General features: G+C 71.3%; 14 protein-coding genes and 3 pseudogenes. 6 read left to right on the top strand and 11 right to left on the bottom strand.

The annotated features are described in order from the left end of the window. Nucleotides 1-92: 92 nt before the first annotated feature. The gene (locus ACIP67_RS22360; protein WP_401693971.1) at nucleotides 93-758 is read right to left on the bottom strand and encodes a TetR/AcrR family transcriptional regulator; all 666 of its coding nucleotides are present in this window, start codon (nucleotides 756-758) and stop codon (nucleotides 93-95) included. A gap of 84 nt (nucleotides 759-842) precedes the next feature. On the opposite strand from ACIP67_RS22360, the gene ACIP67_RS22355 reads away from it, so the two are divergent. Both ACIP67_RS22355 and ACIP67_RS22350 read left to right on the top strand, forming a co-directional pair. After that, on the top strand, nucleotides 843-1,580 hold the full coding sequence (locus ACIP67_RS22355) for an SDR family NAD(P)-dependent oxidoreductase (protein ID WP_401693969.1): 738 nt from the start codon (nucleotides 843-845) through the stop codon (nucleotides 1,578-1,580). Between the two features lie 402 nt (nucleotides 1,581-1,982). Then, the gene (locus ACIP67_RS22350) at nucleotides 1,983-2,582 is read left to right on the top strand and encodes a GPP34 family phosphoprotein (protein ID WP_401693967.1); all 600 of its coding nucleotides are present in this window, start codon (nucleotides 1,983-1,985) and stop codon (nucleotides 2,580-2,582) included. A 378-nt stretch (nucleotides 2,583-2,960) separates the two neighbouring features. Here ACIP67_RS22350 and ACIP67_RS22345 read toward each other — a convergent pair whose 3' ends face one another. From ACIP67_RS22345 to ACIP67_RS22335, 3 genes are all read right to left on the bottom strand, one after another. Then, nucleotides 2,961-3,719 carry a hypothetical protein gene (locus ACIP67_RS22345; protein ID WP_401693965.1) on the bottom strand — a complete coding sequence of 253 codons (759 nt, stop codon included), beginning with the start codon at nucleotides 3,717-3,719 and terminating at the stop codon, nucleotides 2,961-2,963. An 80-nt stretch (nucleotides 3,720-3,799) separates the two neighbouring features. Beyond that, nucleotides 3,800-3,979: a hypothetical protein gene (locus ACIP67_RS22340; protein ID WP_401693963.1), complete on the bottom strand. Its 180-nt coding sequence runs from the start codon at nucleotides 3,977-3,979 to the stop codon at nucleotides 3,800-3,802. A gap of 438 nt (nucleotides 3,980-4,417) precedes the next feature. Then, nucleotides 4,418-5,413 carry an Lrp/AsnC family transcriptional regulator gene (locus ACIP67_RS22335; RefSeq protein ID WP_401693961.1) on the bottom strand — a complete coding sequence of 332 codons (996 nt, stop codon included), beginning with the start codon at nucleotides 5,411-5,413 and terminating at the stop codon, nucleotides 4,418-4,420. A 127-nt stretch (nucleotides 5,414-5,540) separates the two neighbouring features. Between ACIP67_RS22335 and ACIP67_RS22330 the strand changes: the two genes are divergently transcribed. Next, nucleotides 5,541-7,025, top strand: coding sequence for an MFS transporter (locus ACIP67_RS22330; protein WP_401693959.1), 1,485 nt, complete (start codon nucleotides 5,541-5,543; stop codon nucleotides 7,023-7,025). Nucleotides 7,026-7,526: 501 nt separating this feature from the next. On the opposite strand, the gene ACIP67_RS22325 is transcribed toward ACIP67_RS22330, so the two are convergent. The 5 genes and pseudogenes from ACIP67_RS22325 to ACIP67_RS22305 form a co-directional block, all read right to left on the bottom strand. Next, nucleotides 7,527-7,946 carry a hypothetical protein gene (locus ACIP67_RS22325; protein ID WP_401693957.1) on the bottom strand — a complete coding sequence of 140 codons (420 nt, stop codon included), beginning with the start codon at nucleotides 7,944-7,946 and terminating at the stop codon, nucleotides 7,527-7,529. A gap of 33 nt (nucleotides 7,947-7,979) precedes the next feature. Then, nucleotides 7,980-8,968 (bottom strand): annotated as a pseudogene (locus ACIP67_RS22320) (sugar kinase). Then, nucleotides 8,965-9,216 (bottom strand): annotated as a pseudogene (locus ACIP67_RS22315) (aldolase); the annotation flags it as partial. The pseudogenes ACIP67_RS22320 and ACIP67_RS22315, both read right to left, overlap by 4 nt. Before the next feature lie 26 nt (nucleotides 9,217-9,242). Beyond that, nucleotides 9,243-10,028 (bottom strand): SDR family NAD(P)-dependent oxidoreductase, encoded by a 786-nt coding sequence (locus ACIP67_RS22310; protein ID WP_401693955.1) that lies wholly within the window; start codon nucleotides 10,026-10,028, stop codon nucleotides 9,243-9,245. Between the two features lie 177 nt (nucleotides 10,029-10,205). Further along, nucleotides 10,206-10,946, bottom strand: a complete 741-nt coding sequence (locus tag ACIP67_RS22305) for a FadR/GntR family transcriptional regulator (RefSeq protein ID WP_401693953.1) — start codon at nucleotides 10,944-10,946, stop codon at nucleotides 10,206-10,208. Nucleotides 10,947-11,177: 231 nt separating this feature from the next. On the opposite strand from ACIP67_RS22305, the gene ACIP67_RS22300 reads away from it, so the two are divergent. Then, on the top strand, nucleotides 11,178-11,384 hold the full coding sequence (locus ACIP67_RS22300; protein WP_401693951.1) for a beta-galactosidase: 207 nt from the start codon (nucleotides 11,178-11,180) through the stop codon (nucleotides 11,382-11,384). 138 nt (nucleotides 11,385-11,522) lie between these two features. Then, nucleotides 11,523-12,434 (top strand): hypothetical protein, encoded by a 912-nt coding sequence (locus tag ACIP67_RS22295; RefSeq protein WP_401693950.1) that lies wholly within the window; start codon nucleotides 11,523-11,525, stop codon nucleotides 12,432-12,434. Here ACIP67_RS22295 and ACIP67_RS22290 read toward each other — a convergent pair. Next, nucleotides 12,381-12,695 (bottom strand): annotated as a pseudogene (locus ACIP67_RS22290) (TetR/AcrR family transcriptional regulator C-terminal domain-containing protein); the annotation flags it as partial. The gene ACIP67_RS22295 and the pseudogene ACIP67_RS22290 overlap by 54 nt on opposite strands. 296 nt (nucleotides 12,696-12,991) lie before the next feature. On the opposite strand from ACIP67_RS22290, the gene ACIP67_RS22285 reads away from it, so the two are divergent. Next, nucleotides 12,992-13,807, top strand: a complete 816-nt coding sequence (locus ACIP67_RS22285; RefSeq protein ID WP_401693948.1) for a barstar family protein — start codon at nucleotides 12,992-12,994, stop codon at nucleotides 13,805-13,807. A 97-nt stretch (nucleotides 13,808-13,904) separates the two neighbouring features. Here the strand turns inward: ACIP67_RS22285 and ACIP67_RS22280 are convergent, their stop codons facing one another. Beyond that, nucleotides 13,905-14,102 carry a hypothetical protein gene (locus ACIP67_RS22280; protein ID WP_401693946.1) on the bottom strand — a complete coding sequence of 66 codons (198 nt, stop codon included), beginning with the start codon at nucleotides 14,100-14,102 and terminating at the stop codon, nucleotides 13,905-13,907. Between the last annotated feature and the right edge of the window lie 84 nt (nucleotides 14,103-14,186).

Here is a 14,186-nt window from a genome sequence, read left to right as displayed (position 1 = left end):
CTGGACCGGCACCTGCGACACCTGCGACCGCCCCCTCACCACACACAGAAGCAGACTCAGAACCTACCGAAGTACAGGCACTGTCCCGCGGATCATGTGGCCGTGATGGCACCAAGTTCGTTCTCGCGGGCCGGACCGCGCCCGGTTGCGAGGCGTTTCTGCCCCTCGGGCATGGGCAGGACCGCCAGTGCGGTGTCTGCAATGTTCCGCAGCGTCTCCGGGTCCAGGCCGGCCTTGCCTACCGCCTCGATACCGCGGACCACCGTCAGCAGCAGTACCGCCAACCGCTCCGGATCCGCAGCGCTGTCGATGTCGCCGTGGCGCTGGGCGGCGCTGATCTCCGTCCGCAGCAGGGTAAGCAGTGCCGTCATGGTCTCGGCCGACCGTGCGGCGACCGCCGGATCGTGCTGGGCCAGTTCCGCCGCGCCCTTGGCCAACAGGCACCCCCGGCGTTCGGTGTCGGAGGCGGTGTTCTCCGCCATGAGGTGCACGTATCCCGACAGCCGGGCCAAGGCCTCTGCGTCCGGGCCACCTGCTAGCCGCCCTTCGGCCACCTCGACGACTGCGGTGCACCAGTCGCCGAACACACGGTGGAACAGCTTGCTCTTGTCGCCGAATGCGCCGTACAGGCTGCCCTTGCCCAGGCCGGTCGCCTGGGCGATGTCGTCCATCCGGGTTCCTGCGTAGCCGGTCGCCCAGAACTGTTCCCGGGCCCGCTCCAGGACTTGGCGTTCGTCGAATGCGCGTGGTCTCGGCATGGTCTCAGCCTAACCATTCTTGACTCGATCGTCCATTACCATCTACGTTATGGACGATCCATTCCACAACTGAAGGGGTTCGACATGCCAGGCGTGCTGCAGGAGAAGGTGGCCGTGATCACCGGAGGGACCAGCGGAATCGGGTTGGCCATCGCCCACCGCTTTGTCCGGGAGGGCGCACGGGTCTTCGTGACCGGCCGGGACATCGACCGCCTCGAAGCGGCAGTCAAGGAGATGGGCCCTGCGGCCACCGGCGTACGGTCCGACGTCTCGGTCCTGGCCGACCTGGACGCGCTCTACACGCGAGTCCGCGAGGAGGCCGGACGCATCGACGTGCTGGTGGCCAACGCGGGAATCGTCGCGGACGCCGCGCTCGGCGCCCACACCGAGGCGAACGTCGACCTGACGCTCGCCGTCAACGTCAAGGGCCCGCTCTTCACCGTTCAGAAGGCGCTTCCGCTACTGGCGGAGAACGCCTCCGTCCTGGTCATCGGCTCGAGCAACAGTGTGCGCCCCCATGAGCAACTCGAGGTCTACAGCGCCTCAAAGGCAGCGTTGAGCAACCTCGTGCACAACTGGGCCCGGCAGTCGCGAGAGCGCCGATTCCGGGTCAACGTGCTCAGCCCGGGACCCACGCGGACCCCTGCCCTGCTGCGCGCCGCGGGGCCGGACGCCGACCAGTTCGCCGAGGCCGTCGTGCCACTGGGGCGGCTGGCCGACGCCGAGGAAATCGCCGAGGCCGCCCTCTTCCTGGCTTCGGACGCCTCGTCGTTCGTCACCGGCGCCGAACTCTTCGCCGACGGCGGCTACACCCGGGCCTGAACGACGGCCGATGTGCGCATCCGGTCCCCCCGCCTGGCCCGGACCACGGGAACACCGCCGCCTCGTACACGCTCACGGCCAGCAGCACCACCTGTACCGCACCCTTGCCGCAGGCCCCGCCCCGCGAGGGGAGTGGGCGGCCGGAGGCCGGTGCCTGATCCGACGCTGTCTTCAGTGCGCCGTGCAGGGTTCGACGTCCAGGTGAGTCATGGCGTAGCCGTGCTCGTCGGGATGGCGGGTCAGGCGTGCCTTCACCTACGCGGTCGGGGCGTCCATTTCCTCACCGAAGTCGGCGGCCAGGGCGATACTGTTCGTGACAGTCGCGCCGCCGCCGGGCTGCCTCGGACGCGTGCGCGGTCGGTGGGGACGTACCGTTGTCGATGTCTCCGAGAGGAGCCGTTCATGACCACGGCGAAAGACCTGTTCATCATCGCCATGGACCTGAGGCGTTCCGTGGGACAGGGGGACTTGTCCCTCGCGCTCGCGGGAGCCGAGCTGATCGATCTCATCGGTGCGGGGGCGGTCACCGTCGACGGCGACCACATCGTGCCCGGCGGACCGCCGCCGCTGGGTGATCGATTCCTGGGCGAGGCTGCGGCAGGTCTCACTCGGCAGGCGCCCTACGAGCGGATCGAGGACTGGCTGTGGCGCCGGGGCCGAGACCTCTCGGCCGCGTACCAGGCCGCCCTGGAGGAGAACGGTGAGCTGAAGCCGCAGCGAAGCGGCCGGTGGTCCTTCGGCTCGGAACGCGTGGAACCGGCCGATACGCCCGCGCGCCGCCACGCAGCCGACCGTTGGAAAGAGAAGGAACCCGTCCTGACCGCCCTCGCGGCGGTCGTGGGCATCGACGACGAACGATCCGATGATCAGACCGACCTCGATGACGGAGCGGTGACGACTGTGGTGGCCGCCGTCCACGACGCGGTAATGGAACTGGAGGCCGTACGCCAGAGGCGGACCATCGAGAACGCGGCCTTCGCCAACCTCTGGCGCGGACCGTGAACCGATCCTGCTTTCAGTCGATGACGTGCACAGTGACATACACGTCTCCTGGCGCACCGCCGTGCTTGCCTGGGCCGCAGCTCCACAGGAGCGTCCGGGCGCAGCGGCGCCGGATGTTCGTTGAGATGCTGGTTGACCAGGTGCCAAGAGGTGCCGGTGAAGGGCCGACGGCCGGTGGCCATCTCGTAGAGCACGCAGCCCAGGGAGTACATGTCGGAGCGGTGGTCGAGGCCCTGTTCTTGTACAGCTACGGCGAACGGACATGTAGCGCTGTGTGACTGCTGCGGTCGTCGTCTCCCCTCGTCGGGCGCCTCGTCGAGTGAGGTGAGCACCAGGCCGGACTGTCTGGTGCAGCCCGGGACGGCATGATCCGGCTGGTCATGTGTCGTCATCTCCTGCCTTGTGACCCCAGCTTTCCCCCAACGTGACCATCTCCTGCTCCGAACCGGCTGGTGGTGACCAGCGTCCGGCGGGTAGGGCTGGCCGGCGGCCACCACCGCCCGGGCAGCACCGCGGGCTCGGCGACGTCGTCCAGGACCACCAGCCACCGGCACCGCCGCTGTCCCGCCTTCGGCTCCAGCCAGGCCAGGAACGCTGCCGCGGCCGCCTCCGGGTCGGCCGGATCGGCGCGCCCAGCAGGTCGACGGAGACCACGTCCACAAGAGCCTCCGGGCCCGCGCCGAAGTCGGCGAGGACGGCCGCTGCCGCCGCGTCGATCTCCGGCATGACGGCGGGCCGTTCCAGGAAGACGAGGACGACGGTAGACACGGTGGCCGCGACCTTGCGGACGTGCGGGATCCGCTCCTCGGTGAAGGCGAGGCTGCCGCCGTGGAACCAGGCGACCACGGCGTCCGCACGCCGGCCGTGTCCGCCGTGGGACGGCAGCATCGCCGCCGTCAGCACGCTCATCATCAGCAAACCGGCCCTCCGCCCGGGGCTGAGTGGGCAGTGCTCGACGAGCGTGCCGATCAGCGCGGCCAGGGAAGCCAGACAGGCGAGGAACACCTGCCAGCGAGGGGCTCCCGGCGCCATGAGTGCCATCGCCCCGAGGGCGACGGCACTCGGCAGCCGGCTGCGGGCCGAGGCGCGGACGTATGCGACCGGGCACAGCACGCAGCCGGTCACCCGGTCAGCCACAGCACGTCGTGCATGGGTCAACCCTCGCGCCCCGCGGCCCGCGGTCCCCGTCGCGCACGGGGTGCAGTGTGCGGCGAGGCTCACTCATGGCAGCCGCCGGCGCCGCAGGCCGAGTGGCCGCCGGAGTTCGGCGGGACGTCGAGCGTGGGGTTGCGGTTGAAGAAGCCGAAGGGCTTGAGTTTCAAGCCCGTGTGGTCCACCGGCATGATCGGCCAGTCCTCCGGACGCGGTGCGTGGGTGAGTCCGAAGGTGTGCCACACCACGAGAGGTTGACCGTCGATGTCGCGGCCGGCCGCGGTGAAGGGGGAAGGCCGGCTCCGCGCGGGTGCCGGCGCGCATGAACTCCGAGGTCCCCATGGCGAAGACCGCCATGGCCAGCGGATACAGCGGCAGAGGCATCGAGTGGCTCTGAGGTGAGAGAGGGACAAGAAGGTCATCTCGTCACCGCGGCCAGTCCCAAGCGCATACTCGTCCCACCGCGGAAAGCGGCGCGACGACAGGACTACGAGCTCAGTGGTCCAGGGGGCTGCCGGCGTGACCGAAAGCCCCCACCTTGTCTGACTCAGGACTCGACATGGTCCGCACGCTACCCGGCCGATGCCCGTGGAAGCATCTTGGTTCCACGGCATCGGCCTGTGCCACCAGCGTCATGTCCCGCAACATCAAGGCTGTGGGCGACCGCTGGAGCGGGGCGGGGATCAGGGGGTCCGCAAAGCCACCGCCGCCTTGTAGGTGCGCAGTACCGGGGCCGTTTCGATGCGTGCCACCGCCTCCCATGCCACGCGCCGCGTGAGGTACGCGTGGAGCGCCTCTGCGTCCTGGCACAGCGCCTGCGCGACCAGATTCGTCGGCCCGGTCGTCGCCGCGACCAGCGCCAGTTCCTCGTGATCCGCCAGGGCGGTCGCCACCGTCTCCAACTGCGCGGGCGCGACCTGCATCCACAACAGCGCCGACACCGTGACGCCGACCAGCGCCGGATCCACGTCCACGTCGAAGAACAATGCTCTGCGCGTCCGCAGTTCGGCGAGCCTGCGGGCTACCGTCGACGCCGTCGTGCGGGTCACCGCCGCCAGTTCCGCGTAGCTGGTCCGAGCGTCCTCGCGCAACGCGTCCAGCAGCACCCGGTCCGCGTCGGTCAGCCGGTACGGCTCTTCCCCGGGGTGCGTGGCGCGCCCGCTGACGCCGGTTGTTTCCCGTTCGGCGCGTAGCCGAGCCTGCTGCTCCTCGTCCAGGACGTTCACCCGTCCCCGCCAGGCAGTCGGCCCGCCCAGGTAGGTGTGCAACAGGTAGTGCGCGGAGACCGAGGTGATCCCGGCGGTACGCGGGATGTCGCGCAGCAACAGAGCGTGCGCGTCCGGACCGGACGGTACTGTGTGGATGATCGCCACGATCTCCGTGCCGCCGGACGTCAGCCGCACCCACGAGGTGTCCGGCCGGCGCGCGAGCGCCACCGCGATGTCGTGCGCGCTGCGCGTCGCGGCCGTCAGCCGTACGAACCACTGGTGCGCGCCCGCGCTGCGCGGTGTCGGCAGCGTCACCACCCGCAGCCCGGCCTGTGCGTACAGGCGGCGGTAGCGACGGACGACGGTCTGCGTGGAGGAGCCGAGGACCTCGGCGATGAGAGTGAACGGCGCCCGCGCGTCCACCTGCAGGGCATGGATCAGACCTCTGTCCAGATCATCCAGTACGAGCACATTCGGCAATGTAGCCGATCCGAATGGAAAAAATCGCCTGATCGACGGCGAAGAAATGGAAGCTGACGCGAGTGGGAAGGCACGGTGGTCACCGGCCCGCCGTGACCCGTATCCCCAGGGAGACCACATGTCCCGCACCACCGGCACACCCGCCACCGTACCTGCCGCACCGGGTGCCCCCGCCTCTGCCGGCGCGCCCGCGCCGTACCGGTGGCGCTGGATCGCACTCGCCGCGCTCCTTGCCGCCGAGGCCATGAACCTGCTCGACGCCACGATCGTCCAGGTCGCCGCCCCTGTCATACACACCGGCCTCGGCGGACCGGGCGCTGCCGTCCCGTGGTTCAGCGCCTCCTACACCCTCGCCTTCGCCCTCGGCCTGCTTACCGGCGCACGCCTTGGCGACATGCACGGCCGGAAGCTCGTCTTTCGCGCAGGGGTCATCGCGTTCGCCGCCGCCTCCCTGGCGTGCGCGCTCGCTCCTACCAGCACTGTTCTCATCATCCTGCGCGCCCTGCAGGGTACCGCCGCGGCCGCGATCGTCCCGCAGACGTTCGGGCTGATCCGCGCGATGTTCACCGGCACCGAACTGTCCAAGGCCCTCGGCATGATCGGTCCCGTCATGGGGCTGTCCGCCGTTGCCGGCCCCGCGCTCGGCGGCGTCCTCACCCACGCCGACTTGCTCGGCGCCTCCTGGCGCGCCGTCTTTCTCGTCAACCTTCCTCTCGCCGCTGCCGTCCTGGCCGCCACACCCCGGCTGCGCGAGGACCGCGCCCCTGTCAGGCCCCGCCTCGACCCGGCCGGCACCGCACTGGCCATGCTCGGCACCGCCCTGCTGGTGTGCCCGCTCGCCACCGGCCGCCCCGGACCCGCAGCGTGGGCGACCGCCGCGGCCGGCGCCGCCGTCCTGACGGTGTTCGTCGCCCAGCAGCGCCGCACCGCCCGCCGCGGCAAAGCCCCGTTGATCGAACCCGCCCTGCTGCGCGGCCGCTCCTTTCCCGCAGCGCTGGCCACGTCCACTCTGTTCTTCGCCGTGATGAACGGCGTCATGATCACCGTCGTCCTCCACCTCGAACTCGGCCTCGGTGACGGACCGCTCACTGCCGGACTCAGCCTGTTGCCCTGGTCCACTGGACTGGCCGCCGCCTCCTGGGCCGCCGGAAGCCACCTCGTCCCCCGGTACGGCGCCCGCGTGATGCACGCCGGCATCGCGGCCTTCGCCGGCGGACTGGCCGCCGCCGCGCTGGCCTGCCGCGCCGCTGTCCCCGATGCCTACCCGACGGCCCTCCCCTTCGCCCTCGCGCTGGCAGGACTGGGCTCCGGGCTGTTCACGCCACCGTTCTTCACCACCGCGCTGGGAGCCGTCGGACCACAGGAGACCGGCTCCGCGGCGGGACTGCTCAACGCGGTCCAACAACTCGGCGGAACCCTCGGCGTCGCCCTCGTCGGAGGGCTCTACCTCAACACAACCGGCGGCCCCCGCACCGCAGCCGAACACGCGCTCGGCGTAGCCGCCGTGCTCCTGGCCGCCACCGCGGCGGCCGCCGGTGTGATGACGGCGCGCCGTACCCGACCGGCCGGCCCCACCGACGAAGCCGGGAACGAGACAGGATGATCGTCACACCGGCTGTCCCCTCCACGGGCCCGCGCCCGTCACACGGTCCCAGCGCCGAACAGGCTCGTGGTGGAGCAATGCGTGCTCGCGTCACGAGCCCGCCCCTTGGCGACTGGAGTCCGTGCAGAGAAGGTCCAGGATGCTCCCGCAGGCTGCCGGCACGTTCCAGGCCCGGTCGGCCAACAGGCCCTGGAGCACGGCGGCGAACCCGGCCGGCTCCCGGCCGTCGGGCCGCACCGCCGCCCCGACACGGGGCTTCGTCCTGCGGGTGCCCGACTCACCGCGGGCCTCGGCGGCTTCGCGCGCCTGGCCCAGCACGACCCGGACAACTCCGGGACCGGCCGCTCGCCGGTGGTGGTGTTCACCGTCTCAGTCATCACGGCCTCCTACCGACGTCCGATGGTCACCAACGACCTGTTGCTCCCGGCTTGCGAGCGCGCTGCACCAGGTCAGCGCCGAAGACCTGCACGGCGGCGGCCGCACCGAGGGCGTCAACCGCGGTCATGACGAGCGTGGTGTCGCCCGCCCAGGGAGCCCGCGTCCGGTGTCCCGTCGTACGCCATGCTCCCCGCCCAGGATCGGCCGTCCGTCCGGGGCGGCGCAGCCGTCGTTCCTGCGCATCGGGGTCGGCGCGTCCCGCTCGGGGACGGCCGGCCACTCGGGGTCCGTGCCGGGGGTGAGCGGGCAGACGCCGGTGCCGGGCGCCGCGATCCAGGCGCCGGGCCGGCCGGCGACGGGGGCGACCGCGCCCGGGGAGACGTCCAGCTCGGCCAGGGTCCGCAAGGGGGCGGTGCCGTCCTCGTCGGGTGCCAGGAGACGGCCGGTGAGGACGTCGCCGCAGACGAGCCTGCCGTCGGCCCAGCGGATGCCGTCGCCCGGTTCCAGGCGTCTCGGTGAGCCCAGGGGCGTCGGATCGGTCATGGTGAGGCGCTCCCGGTGGTGGTGGGCGGGCGGTCAGCGGATCGTGGTCCCCGGAGCGGCGGCGAGCAGGTGGAGTTCGTCCCGGCGGGGCAGGCCCTCCCAGTCTCCGTCCGAGGCGACCGCGAAGGCTCCGAGGGTGTTGGCGCGGCCGAGGCGTTCGTCCGCGGGCAGCCCGTCGAGCAGCCCGGAGAGGTAGCCGGCGCAGAACGCGTCACCCGCCCCCACCGTGTCCCGTACGGGCACCCGCAAAGCCGGAACCGCGGGCCGGGAGCCGCTCCGGTCGTGCAAGGCGGCCCCCTCTCCCCTGCGCTTGACGACCACTTCCCGCACCCCGGCCGCGAGCAGCGCGTCGACAGCGGCCTCCTCCCCTGGTGAGCGTTCGGTGAAGGCTCCGGTGACGACGGGGAGTTCGTCGTCGGAGGCGATCAGGACGGTGACGTGCTCCAGCAGCGGCAGCAGGGCCTTGCCCGCGTCCTCCGCGGTCCAGAGCCGCTGCCGGTGGTTGACGTCGAGGGCGACGGTCCAGCCGTGGGCATGCGCGTGGGCGGCGGCCGCGCGGACCGTCTCGAGCGGGCCGGGGCCGAGGGCGCAGGTGATGCCGGTCAGGTGCAGGACACGGGCGCCGGTGTCCAGGGCGGGTGCGAGGTCGGAGGGGTGAGCAGGGAGGCGGCCGAGTGGCTGCGCCAGTAATGGACGCGCACCAGGTCGGCGACGCGCCGCTCGCGGAGCATGCCGCCGGTGGGTGCCTCGCGGCGGACGCCGGCGTGGGTGGTGTCGACGCCTTCGCCGCGGAGCGTGCGCAGGATCAGACGGCCGGGTTCGTCGTCGCCGACCAGGCCGGCCCAGGCAGCGCGGTGACCCAGCCGGGCCAGACCGATGGCCGCGTTGGACTCGGCACCCGCGATGGTGGTGCGGGCCTCGGCGCCGACGGCGAGCGGTCCGGGCAGCTGCACGGCGAGCATGGTCTCGCCGAACGTGAGCACGTCGACGGGGACGCGCGCGGTGTCCGGGATGCTGCTCATGCCCGGCCCCGCGCGGCGTCGGTGGCGCAGAGCGCGACGAAGCGGCGGGCGCGTTCCCCCAGGGCGTCCAGGTCGCCGCCGTGCGCGGCGTCGCCCACCAGGGGTGAGCCGACGCCGACCGCGACGGCGCCGTGCGCGAGGTACTGCTCGGCGCCGGTCAGGTCCACGCCTCCTACCGGCACGAAGGGCAGGTCGGGGAAGGGATCGCGCAGGGCCTTGAGGTAGGCGGGGCCACCGGTGGGCACGGGACCGCCGCGGGCGGGCACGGGAGGGGTCAGGACGAGGTCTTGTAGGCGCTCCAGCCGCCGTCGACGACCAGGGAGGCGCCGGTCACGAAGGAGGCGTCGTCGCTCAGCAGGAAGGCGGTGGCCCCGGCGACCTCCTCGGGTCGGCCGAGCCGGCCGGCCACGGTCTGCTCCGCGCTGGCGCGCCGGTCCTCCTCGCCGATGCCGTCCCAGGCGCGGGTGAGCACGGGCCCGGGGAGCAGGGAGTTGACCCGTACGTCGGGTCCGTACTCGACGGCCAGCTGACGGGCGAGCCCGGTGAGTCCGGCCTCCGCGGAGGCGTAGGCGGGGCGGCCCGGCAGTCCGACGAGGGCGTGCACGGAGGAGATCAGCACCGCGCTGCCGCGGGTGGCGCGCAGGTCGTCGAGGCAGGCCTTGAAACCGAGGAAGGCGCCGGTGAGGGTGACGCCGAGCTGCCGGTTCCACTGGTCGAGGGTCGTGTCGTGGGCGGGGGTGACACGTACGGCGTAGGCGTTGGAGACGAGGGCCGAGACCGGGCCGTACGCGCCGTGCACGGCCTCCAGTGCCGACGCCCAGGACTCCTCGTCGCTCACGTCGGTCCGGTGGAAGAGGGCCTCGCCGCCGGTGTCCCGGACGGCGCGGGCGGTGCGCTCGCCTTCCACGGTGTCGATGTCGGCGACGAGGACGCGGGCCCCTTCGTCCGCGAGCCGCCGGGCGATCGCGGCACCGATACCGCCGGCCGCTCCCGTGACCACGGCGACGCGTCCGTCGAAACGGGACGCCTCCCGGGAGGGCTGCGGATACGAGGACGACATGGGGCGGCTCCGGAGGCTGCTGCGCGGGCGGGTGGGCGGGTGGGCGGGTGGGCGGGACGGGCCGGCGGAACGTGACCGACTCGCCGGAATTATTAAATATGAATAATTGAGGGACGCGCCAAGGTGCCGTGCTTGAGGCACAGGTCACAGCCGGCCTACTGCGTGGCACCCGCCGGATCAGCGCTCTTCGCCGGAGGGCCGCGGGCCCGCCGGGGCGACCGGGCGCCCGGTGAGCTGGTCCAGGTCCTCGACCGCCTTCGCCAGCAGGTCGAGCATGGCGAGTTCGGCCCGGACCGGGTCACGGTCGCGTACGGCGTCGAGGACGGCACGGTGACTGGGCACGGGGTCGTCGACGGTGGCGTGGGCGTGGACGAGGCGGTCGCGTTCCCGCAGGCCGGGTTCGAGCAGAAGGTCCATGCGGGCCAGCATCTCGTTGCCGGTGGCCGCCAGGAGTGCGCGATGGAAGGCGGCATCGGCCTCGGCGGCGTCGGCGGAGTCCACCCGGGCGCGCCCCATGGAGTCGAGTGCCGCCTCCAGCGCGCCCAGGTCTGCGGCCGTCCGGTGCAGGGCGGCGCGGCGCGCGGCGGCCGGCTCGATGATGGAGCGGACGTCGGCGAGATCCCGCATCAGCTCTTCGCCGGCGCCTCCTTCGACACGCCAGCGGATGACGTCGGCGTCGAGGAGGTTCCAGTGCTTGCGTTCCCTGACGAACGTGCCCCGTTTCTGCCGCGCGTCCACGAGCCCCTTGCCCGCCAGCACCTTCAGCGACTCGCGCATGACGGTCAGGCTGACGTCCAGCTCCTCGCCCAGGGCCCGTACGTCCAAAATCGCTCCCTCGGGCACGGCACCGCCCACGATGCGCGACCCGAGCGACTGGACCACCTGTCCGTGCACACCTCGGGCACTGTAGGCCGCCATGCCGTCATCTCCTTGATCGCGGGCACGCCCGGGGCGCGCGGGGAAGGCGCCGCAGGCGCGCGAGCGCGGACCCATGGTAGCGCCAGGCATTAATTATGAATACATCTTGACAGCCCTGTGACCGGCGCTGACGATGAACCCCACTTCAGCGAGCCACCGACACGGGAGCCGCCCGTCATGCTTATGTGGCATGCCCACACACCGTCCCCGCCGCTCAGGGGGCACCTGCCCATGGGAAGCACGGCCGGAACCCCGCGGGCCGTGTGGGTGGACAGTCGATGTGTGTACCGGGACGGCAAGCCGTGGATACCGGTCACCGGGGAGTTCCACTTCAGCCGCCACCCGGCCGCCGAGTGGCGCGAGGAACTGCTGAAGATGCGTGCGGGCGGTGTCGACACCGTGGCCACGTACTGGACTGGGCCACCGCCCAGCCCGTGACCCGGCTCCGGGTGGACGGCGTCCCCACGGCGGTGCTGGCCGCCACCGCCGGCGTTCCGGTGACACTCGCCCTGCCCGCGGGCCTGCGCGTGGAGGGTCCGGCGCACAGGGGCGGACGGGGACGGCACCCTGGTGTCCGTGCCGGAGCCGGGCACGGACGCCCTGCTCACCGTTGACGGACCCGATGGTCAGGTGCGCGTGCTCGTCCTCGACGAACAGCAGGCCCTCGCCATCGACCGGGGCCGCGTCCTGGGAGAGGACCGGCTGGTCCTGAGCGACGGTCTCGTCCTGGCCGACGGCGACGAACTCCGTTTGCACACCACCGAGTCCACCACCTCCCTGGCCCTCCTGCCCGCGCCGGACTCGCTCACCGGCACCGGTCTGGGGACTCCGGCCGCCGACGGCGCCTTCACCAGGTGGCCGCTCACCCTCCCGGACGGCACGGCGGCGCCGGCACTCACCTGTGTGCGCGCCGAAGCCACGGTCCCGCCCGCGAGGACGGGCGGCCCGCACCACCGGGCGTCGGCCCCGCGCGACGAGGACTTCGACTCGGCGGCCGTGTACCGCGTGGTGGTTCCCCGTGCTGCGCTGGCCGGCGAGGGCGAGGTACTGCTGCGGGTGGCGTACACCGGTGACGTGGCCCGCGCCTACGTCGGCGGCCGGCTGATCGCCGACCACTTCTGGTACGGCCCGGACTGGGAGATCGGCCTGCGCCGCTTCGCCGGCGCGGCCCTCGAGCACGGCATCGAGATACGCGTCCTGCCGCTGGCCGGGGACAGCACGGTGTACGTCGACGCCTCCGTGCGCGACGGTCTCGCGGCGGCGCGGGACCGGGCCTGCGTGGACCACGTCGGTCTGGTCCCCGTGCACCGGGCCACCGTACGCGCCGCACTCGAAGCCGACCCGGCCGGCCAGGACCCGGGCCATTGCGGCTTCGCCGAACCCGAACGCGCCCTGCCCGTGGGCCATGGTTTCCGCCGGCGCGTCCACGGAGCGCGCGATGTGCGGGTACTGGTCCGCCGGCAGACTCGCGTACGTCGCCCGCCATGACGCCCGGTCCCCCGCCGCGGCTTCCGCCGGCAGCGCCACCACCGCTGCGTCGACGGCGGCGAAGCCGAGGGTGAAGTCGACGAAGCAGTGGTAGTAGCGGGCCGCCTCATCGAGGGGGAAACCAGCGCCGTACAGGATGCCCAGCCCTTTCTCGCCTGCCTTCATCTCGTTCGGGCGGCGTGTTACCCGGGCCGCCGCGATGACCGCGGCCTGGGGGTGCGCGACGTACGTGCGGTGGAGTCGCGTTCCTGCGCGACGCACAGGCAACCGGTGACAGGCGGGAGGACCTACGCCGTTTCGGAACGTACGCCGCCTTATCGAAATCGGGCATGATCACAATGTGACCAGTCATACGACCAGCCGCACGCCGAGCCGCACCATCCGGCTGACAAAGCCTGCAGGACCGCGGCCTTGATACCTGAGCGCCGGCCGACAGGCTCTCGTGCAGGCCTCCGACAGACCGCCCGGACACGGTCTACGACCCACGAACGTCAGGCTGTCTGCTGGTTACTCCGTCTGATCGGCCCATCTGTGCGCTTTTCGACTAAGAAGGTTATATGGAGATAGCGGGCGGTGCAGGAGAAGAGCGTAAGTACGCCTTGAGGAGCGATGACGACGAAAGCAGCCTCTGGGGCTACGCACAGGAGGCCAGGGGGTTATTCACCCAGAGTGAGGACGGTCTGCGCCAGGTCGAACTCCTGGGCTGCTTGCCTCAGGGAGCGCTCCTGACCTGCCTCGATCATCTTGGCGGCCGCCGCGCATCTGCAGGAAGCGCGCATCTGGCCTTTCTCGACACCGAGAGTGTCGAGATGGGTTCATACTTCGTCAGCAATCTCACCGCGACCGCCGCCAAGCCGTCACCGCGCGGGGAGGGCCTTCTCGACGTGACTGTGCGTCTGTGGTGCGACCAGCTTCTCCCTGGCTCGACATGGGTGTGGGAATTGCTTCGAACAGGGCAGCTGAACCGGAAGGGTTTGTGGCACTCTCTCGATCCGGAAGGACGGAAAGCATGGTTGTCCGTGGCTCTGTGGTCACGGCAATACCAGCGTCGTGACCACCCCGAGGACACTGCACCAGGACAGGTCTTCACCTTGGACGGCCGACAGGTCGTTGACGTGGACAGCTTCTACTGCGCACTGGGTGAGGCCATCAACGGGCCCGGCGGGTACTTCGGCTGGAATCTCGCTGCCGTGGACGACTGCCTCGGAGGACGCTTTGGTGCAACACCTCCGTTCAGTCTGGAGTGGCAGAACTCCGACATCGCAAAGTCACGGCTGGCCAGCGACCGAGCAAGTGACAGGGACACCAGCACCGATTTCGAGGTGCTCCTAGAGATCTTCGCGGACCATGACATCGACGTCCTACTACGGTGAGGCCCGGGGGTGCCTTCTTCTCCCAGCCGGTCCGCCTACGGGACAGCCGCCCGGTCATGGCAGTGATGAGCGGCCAGTGCGACCGTGCACGGCGTCTTCACGAGTTCATCGGCCCCTGCCGCAGCACCTGGAATCGCTGGTCCAGCAGATCAACACACTCATGCAGACACGGCGTCGGCAGACCGGCACGCTCACGCGTCACAGCAATGGCCTGCACGTTTCGCCCGGACGAGACGAGGCTGTCCACCTCCGCCTGCACCTCGACGGAGAGCCGGCCCCACAGAGCATTCCCCATACCTGCATTGCATCCCACGGGCCGCACTCGAGAGACCGCATTCCCTCGAACGGCCGCCTCACCAGCCCCTCCTGGGGCCCACCG

Source organism: Streptomyces sp. NPDC088812 (assembly GCF_044750285.1).
In the GTDB taxonomy this organism is placed as follows: Bacteria; Actinomycetota; Actinomycetes; order Streptomycetales; family Streptomycetaceae; genus Streptomyces.
The sequence above is the reverse complement of the archived record's forward strand: the minus strand, read 5'-3'. Positions and strand labels throughout refer to the sequence as shown.

What these genes read in the sequence shown, in the direction of transcription:
- ACIP67_RS22360 (WP_401693971.1), bottom strand. Translation starts at nt 758, where the DNA reads ATGCCGAGACCACGCGCATTCGACGAACGCCAAGTCCTGGAGCGGGCC.
- ACIP67_RS22355 (WP_401693969.1), top strand. Translation starts at nt 843, where the DNA reads ATGCCAGGCGTGCTGCAGGAGAAGGTGGCCGTGATCACCGGAGGGACC.
- ACIP67_RS22350 (WP_401693967.1), top strand. Translation starts at nt 1,983, where the DNA reads ATGACCACGGCGAAAGACCTGTTCATCATCGCCATGGACCTGAGGCGT.
- ACIP67_RS22330 (WP_401693959.1), top strand. Translation starts at nt 5,541, where the DNA reads ATGTCCCGCACCACCGGCACACCCGCCACCGTACCTGCCGCACCGGGT.
- ACIP67_RS22325 (WP_401693957.1), bottom strand. Translation starts at nt 7,946, where the DNA reads ATGACCGATCCGACGCCCCTGGGCTCACCGAGACGCCTGGAACCGGGC.
- ACIP67_RS22310 (WP_401693955.1), bottom strand. Translation starts at nt 10,028, where the DNA reads ATGTCGTCCTCGTATCCGCAGCCCTCCCGGGAGGCGTCCCGTTTCGAC.
- ACIP67_RS22305 (WP_401693953.1), bottom strand. Translation starts at nt 10,946, where the DNA reads ATGGCGGCCTACAGTGCCCGAGGTGTGCACGGACAGGTGGTCCAGTCG.
- ACIP67_RS22300 (WP_401693951.1), top strand. Translation starts at nt 11,178, where the DNA reads ATGGGAAGCACGGCCGGAACCCCGCGGGCCGTGTGGGTGGACAGTCGA.
- ACIP67_RS22285 (WP_401693948.1), top strand. Translation starts at nt 12,992, where the DNA reads ATGGAGATAGCGGGCGGTGCAGGAGAAGAGCGTAAGTACGCCTTGAGG.
- ACIP67_RS22280 (WP_401693946.1), bottom strand. Translation starts at nt 14,102, where the DNA reads ATGGGGAATGCTCTGTGGGGCCGGCTCTCCGTCGAGGTGCAGGCGGAG.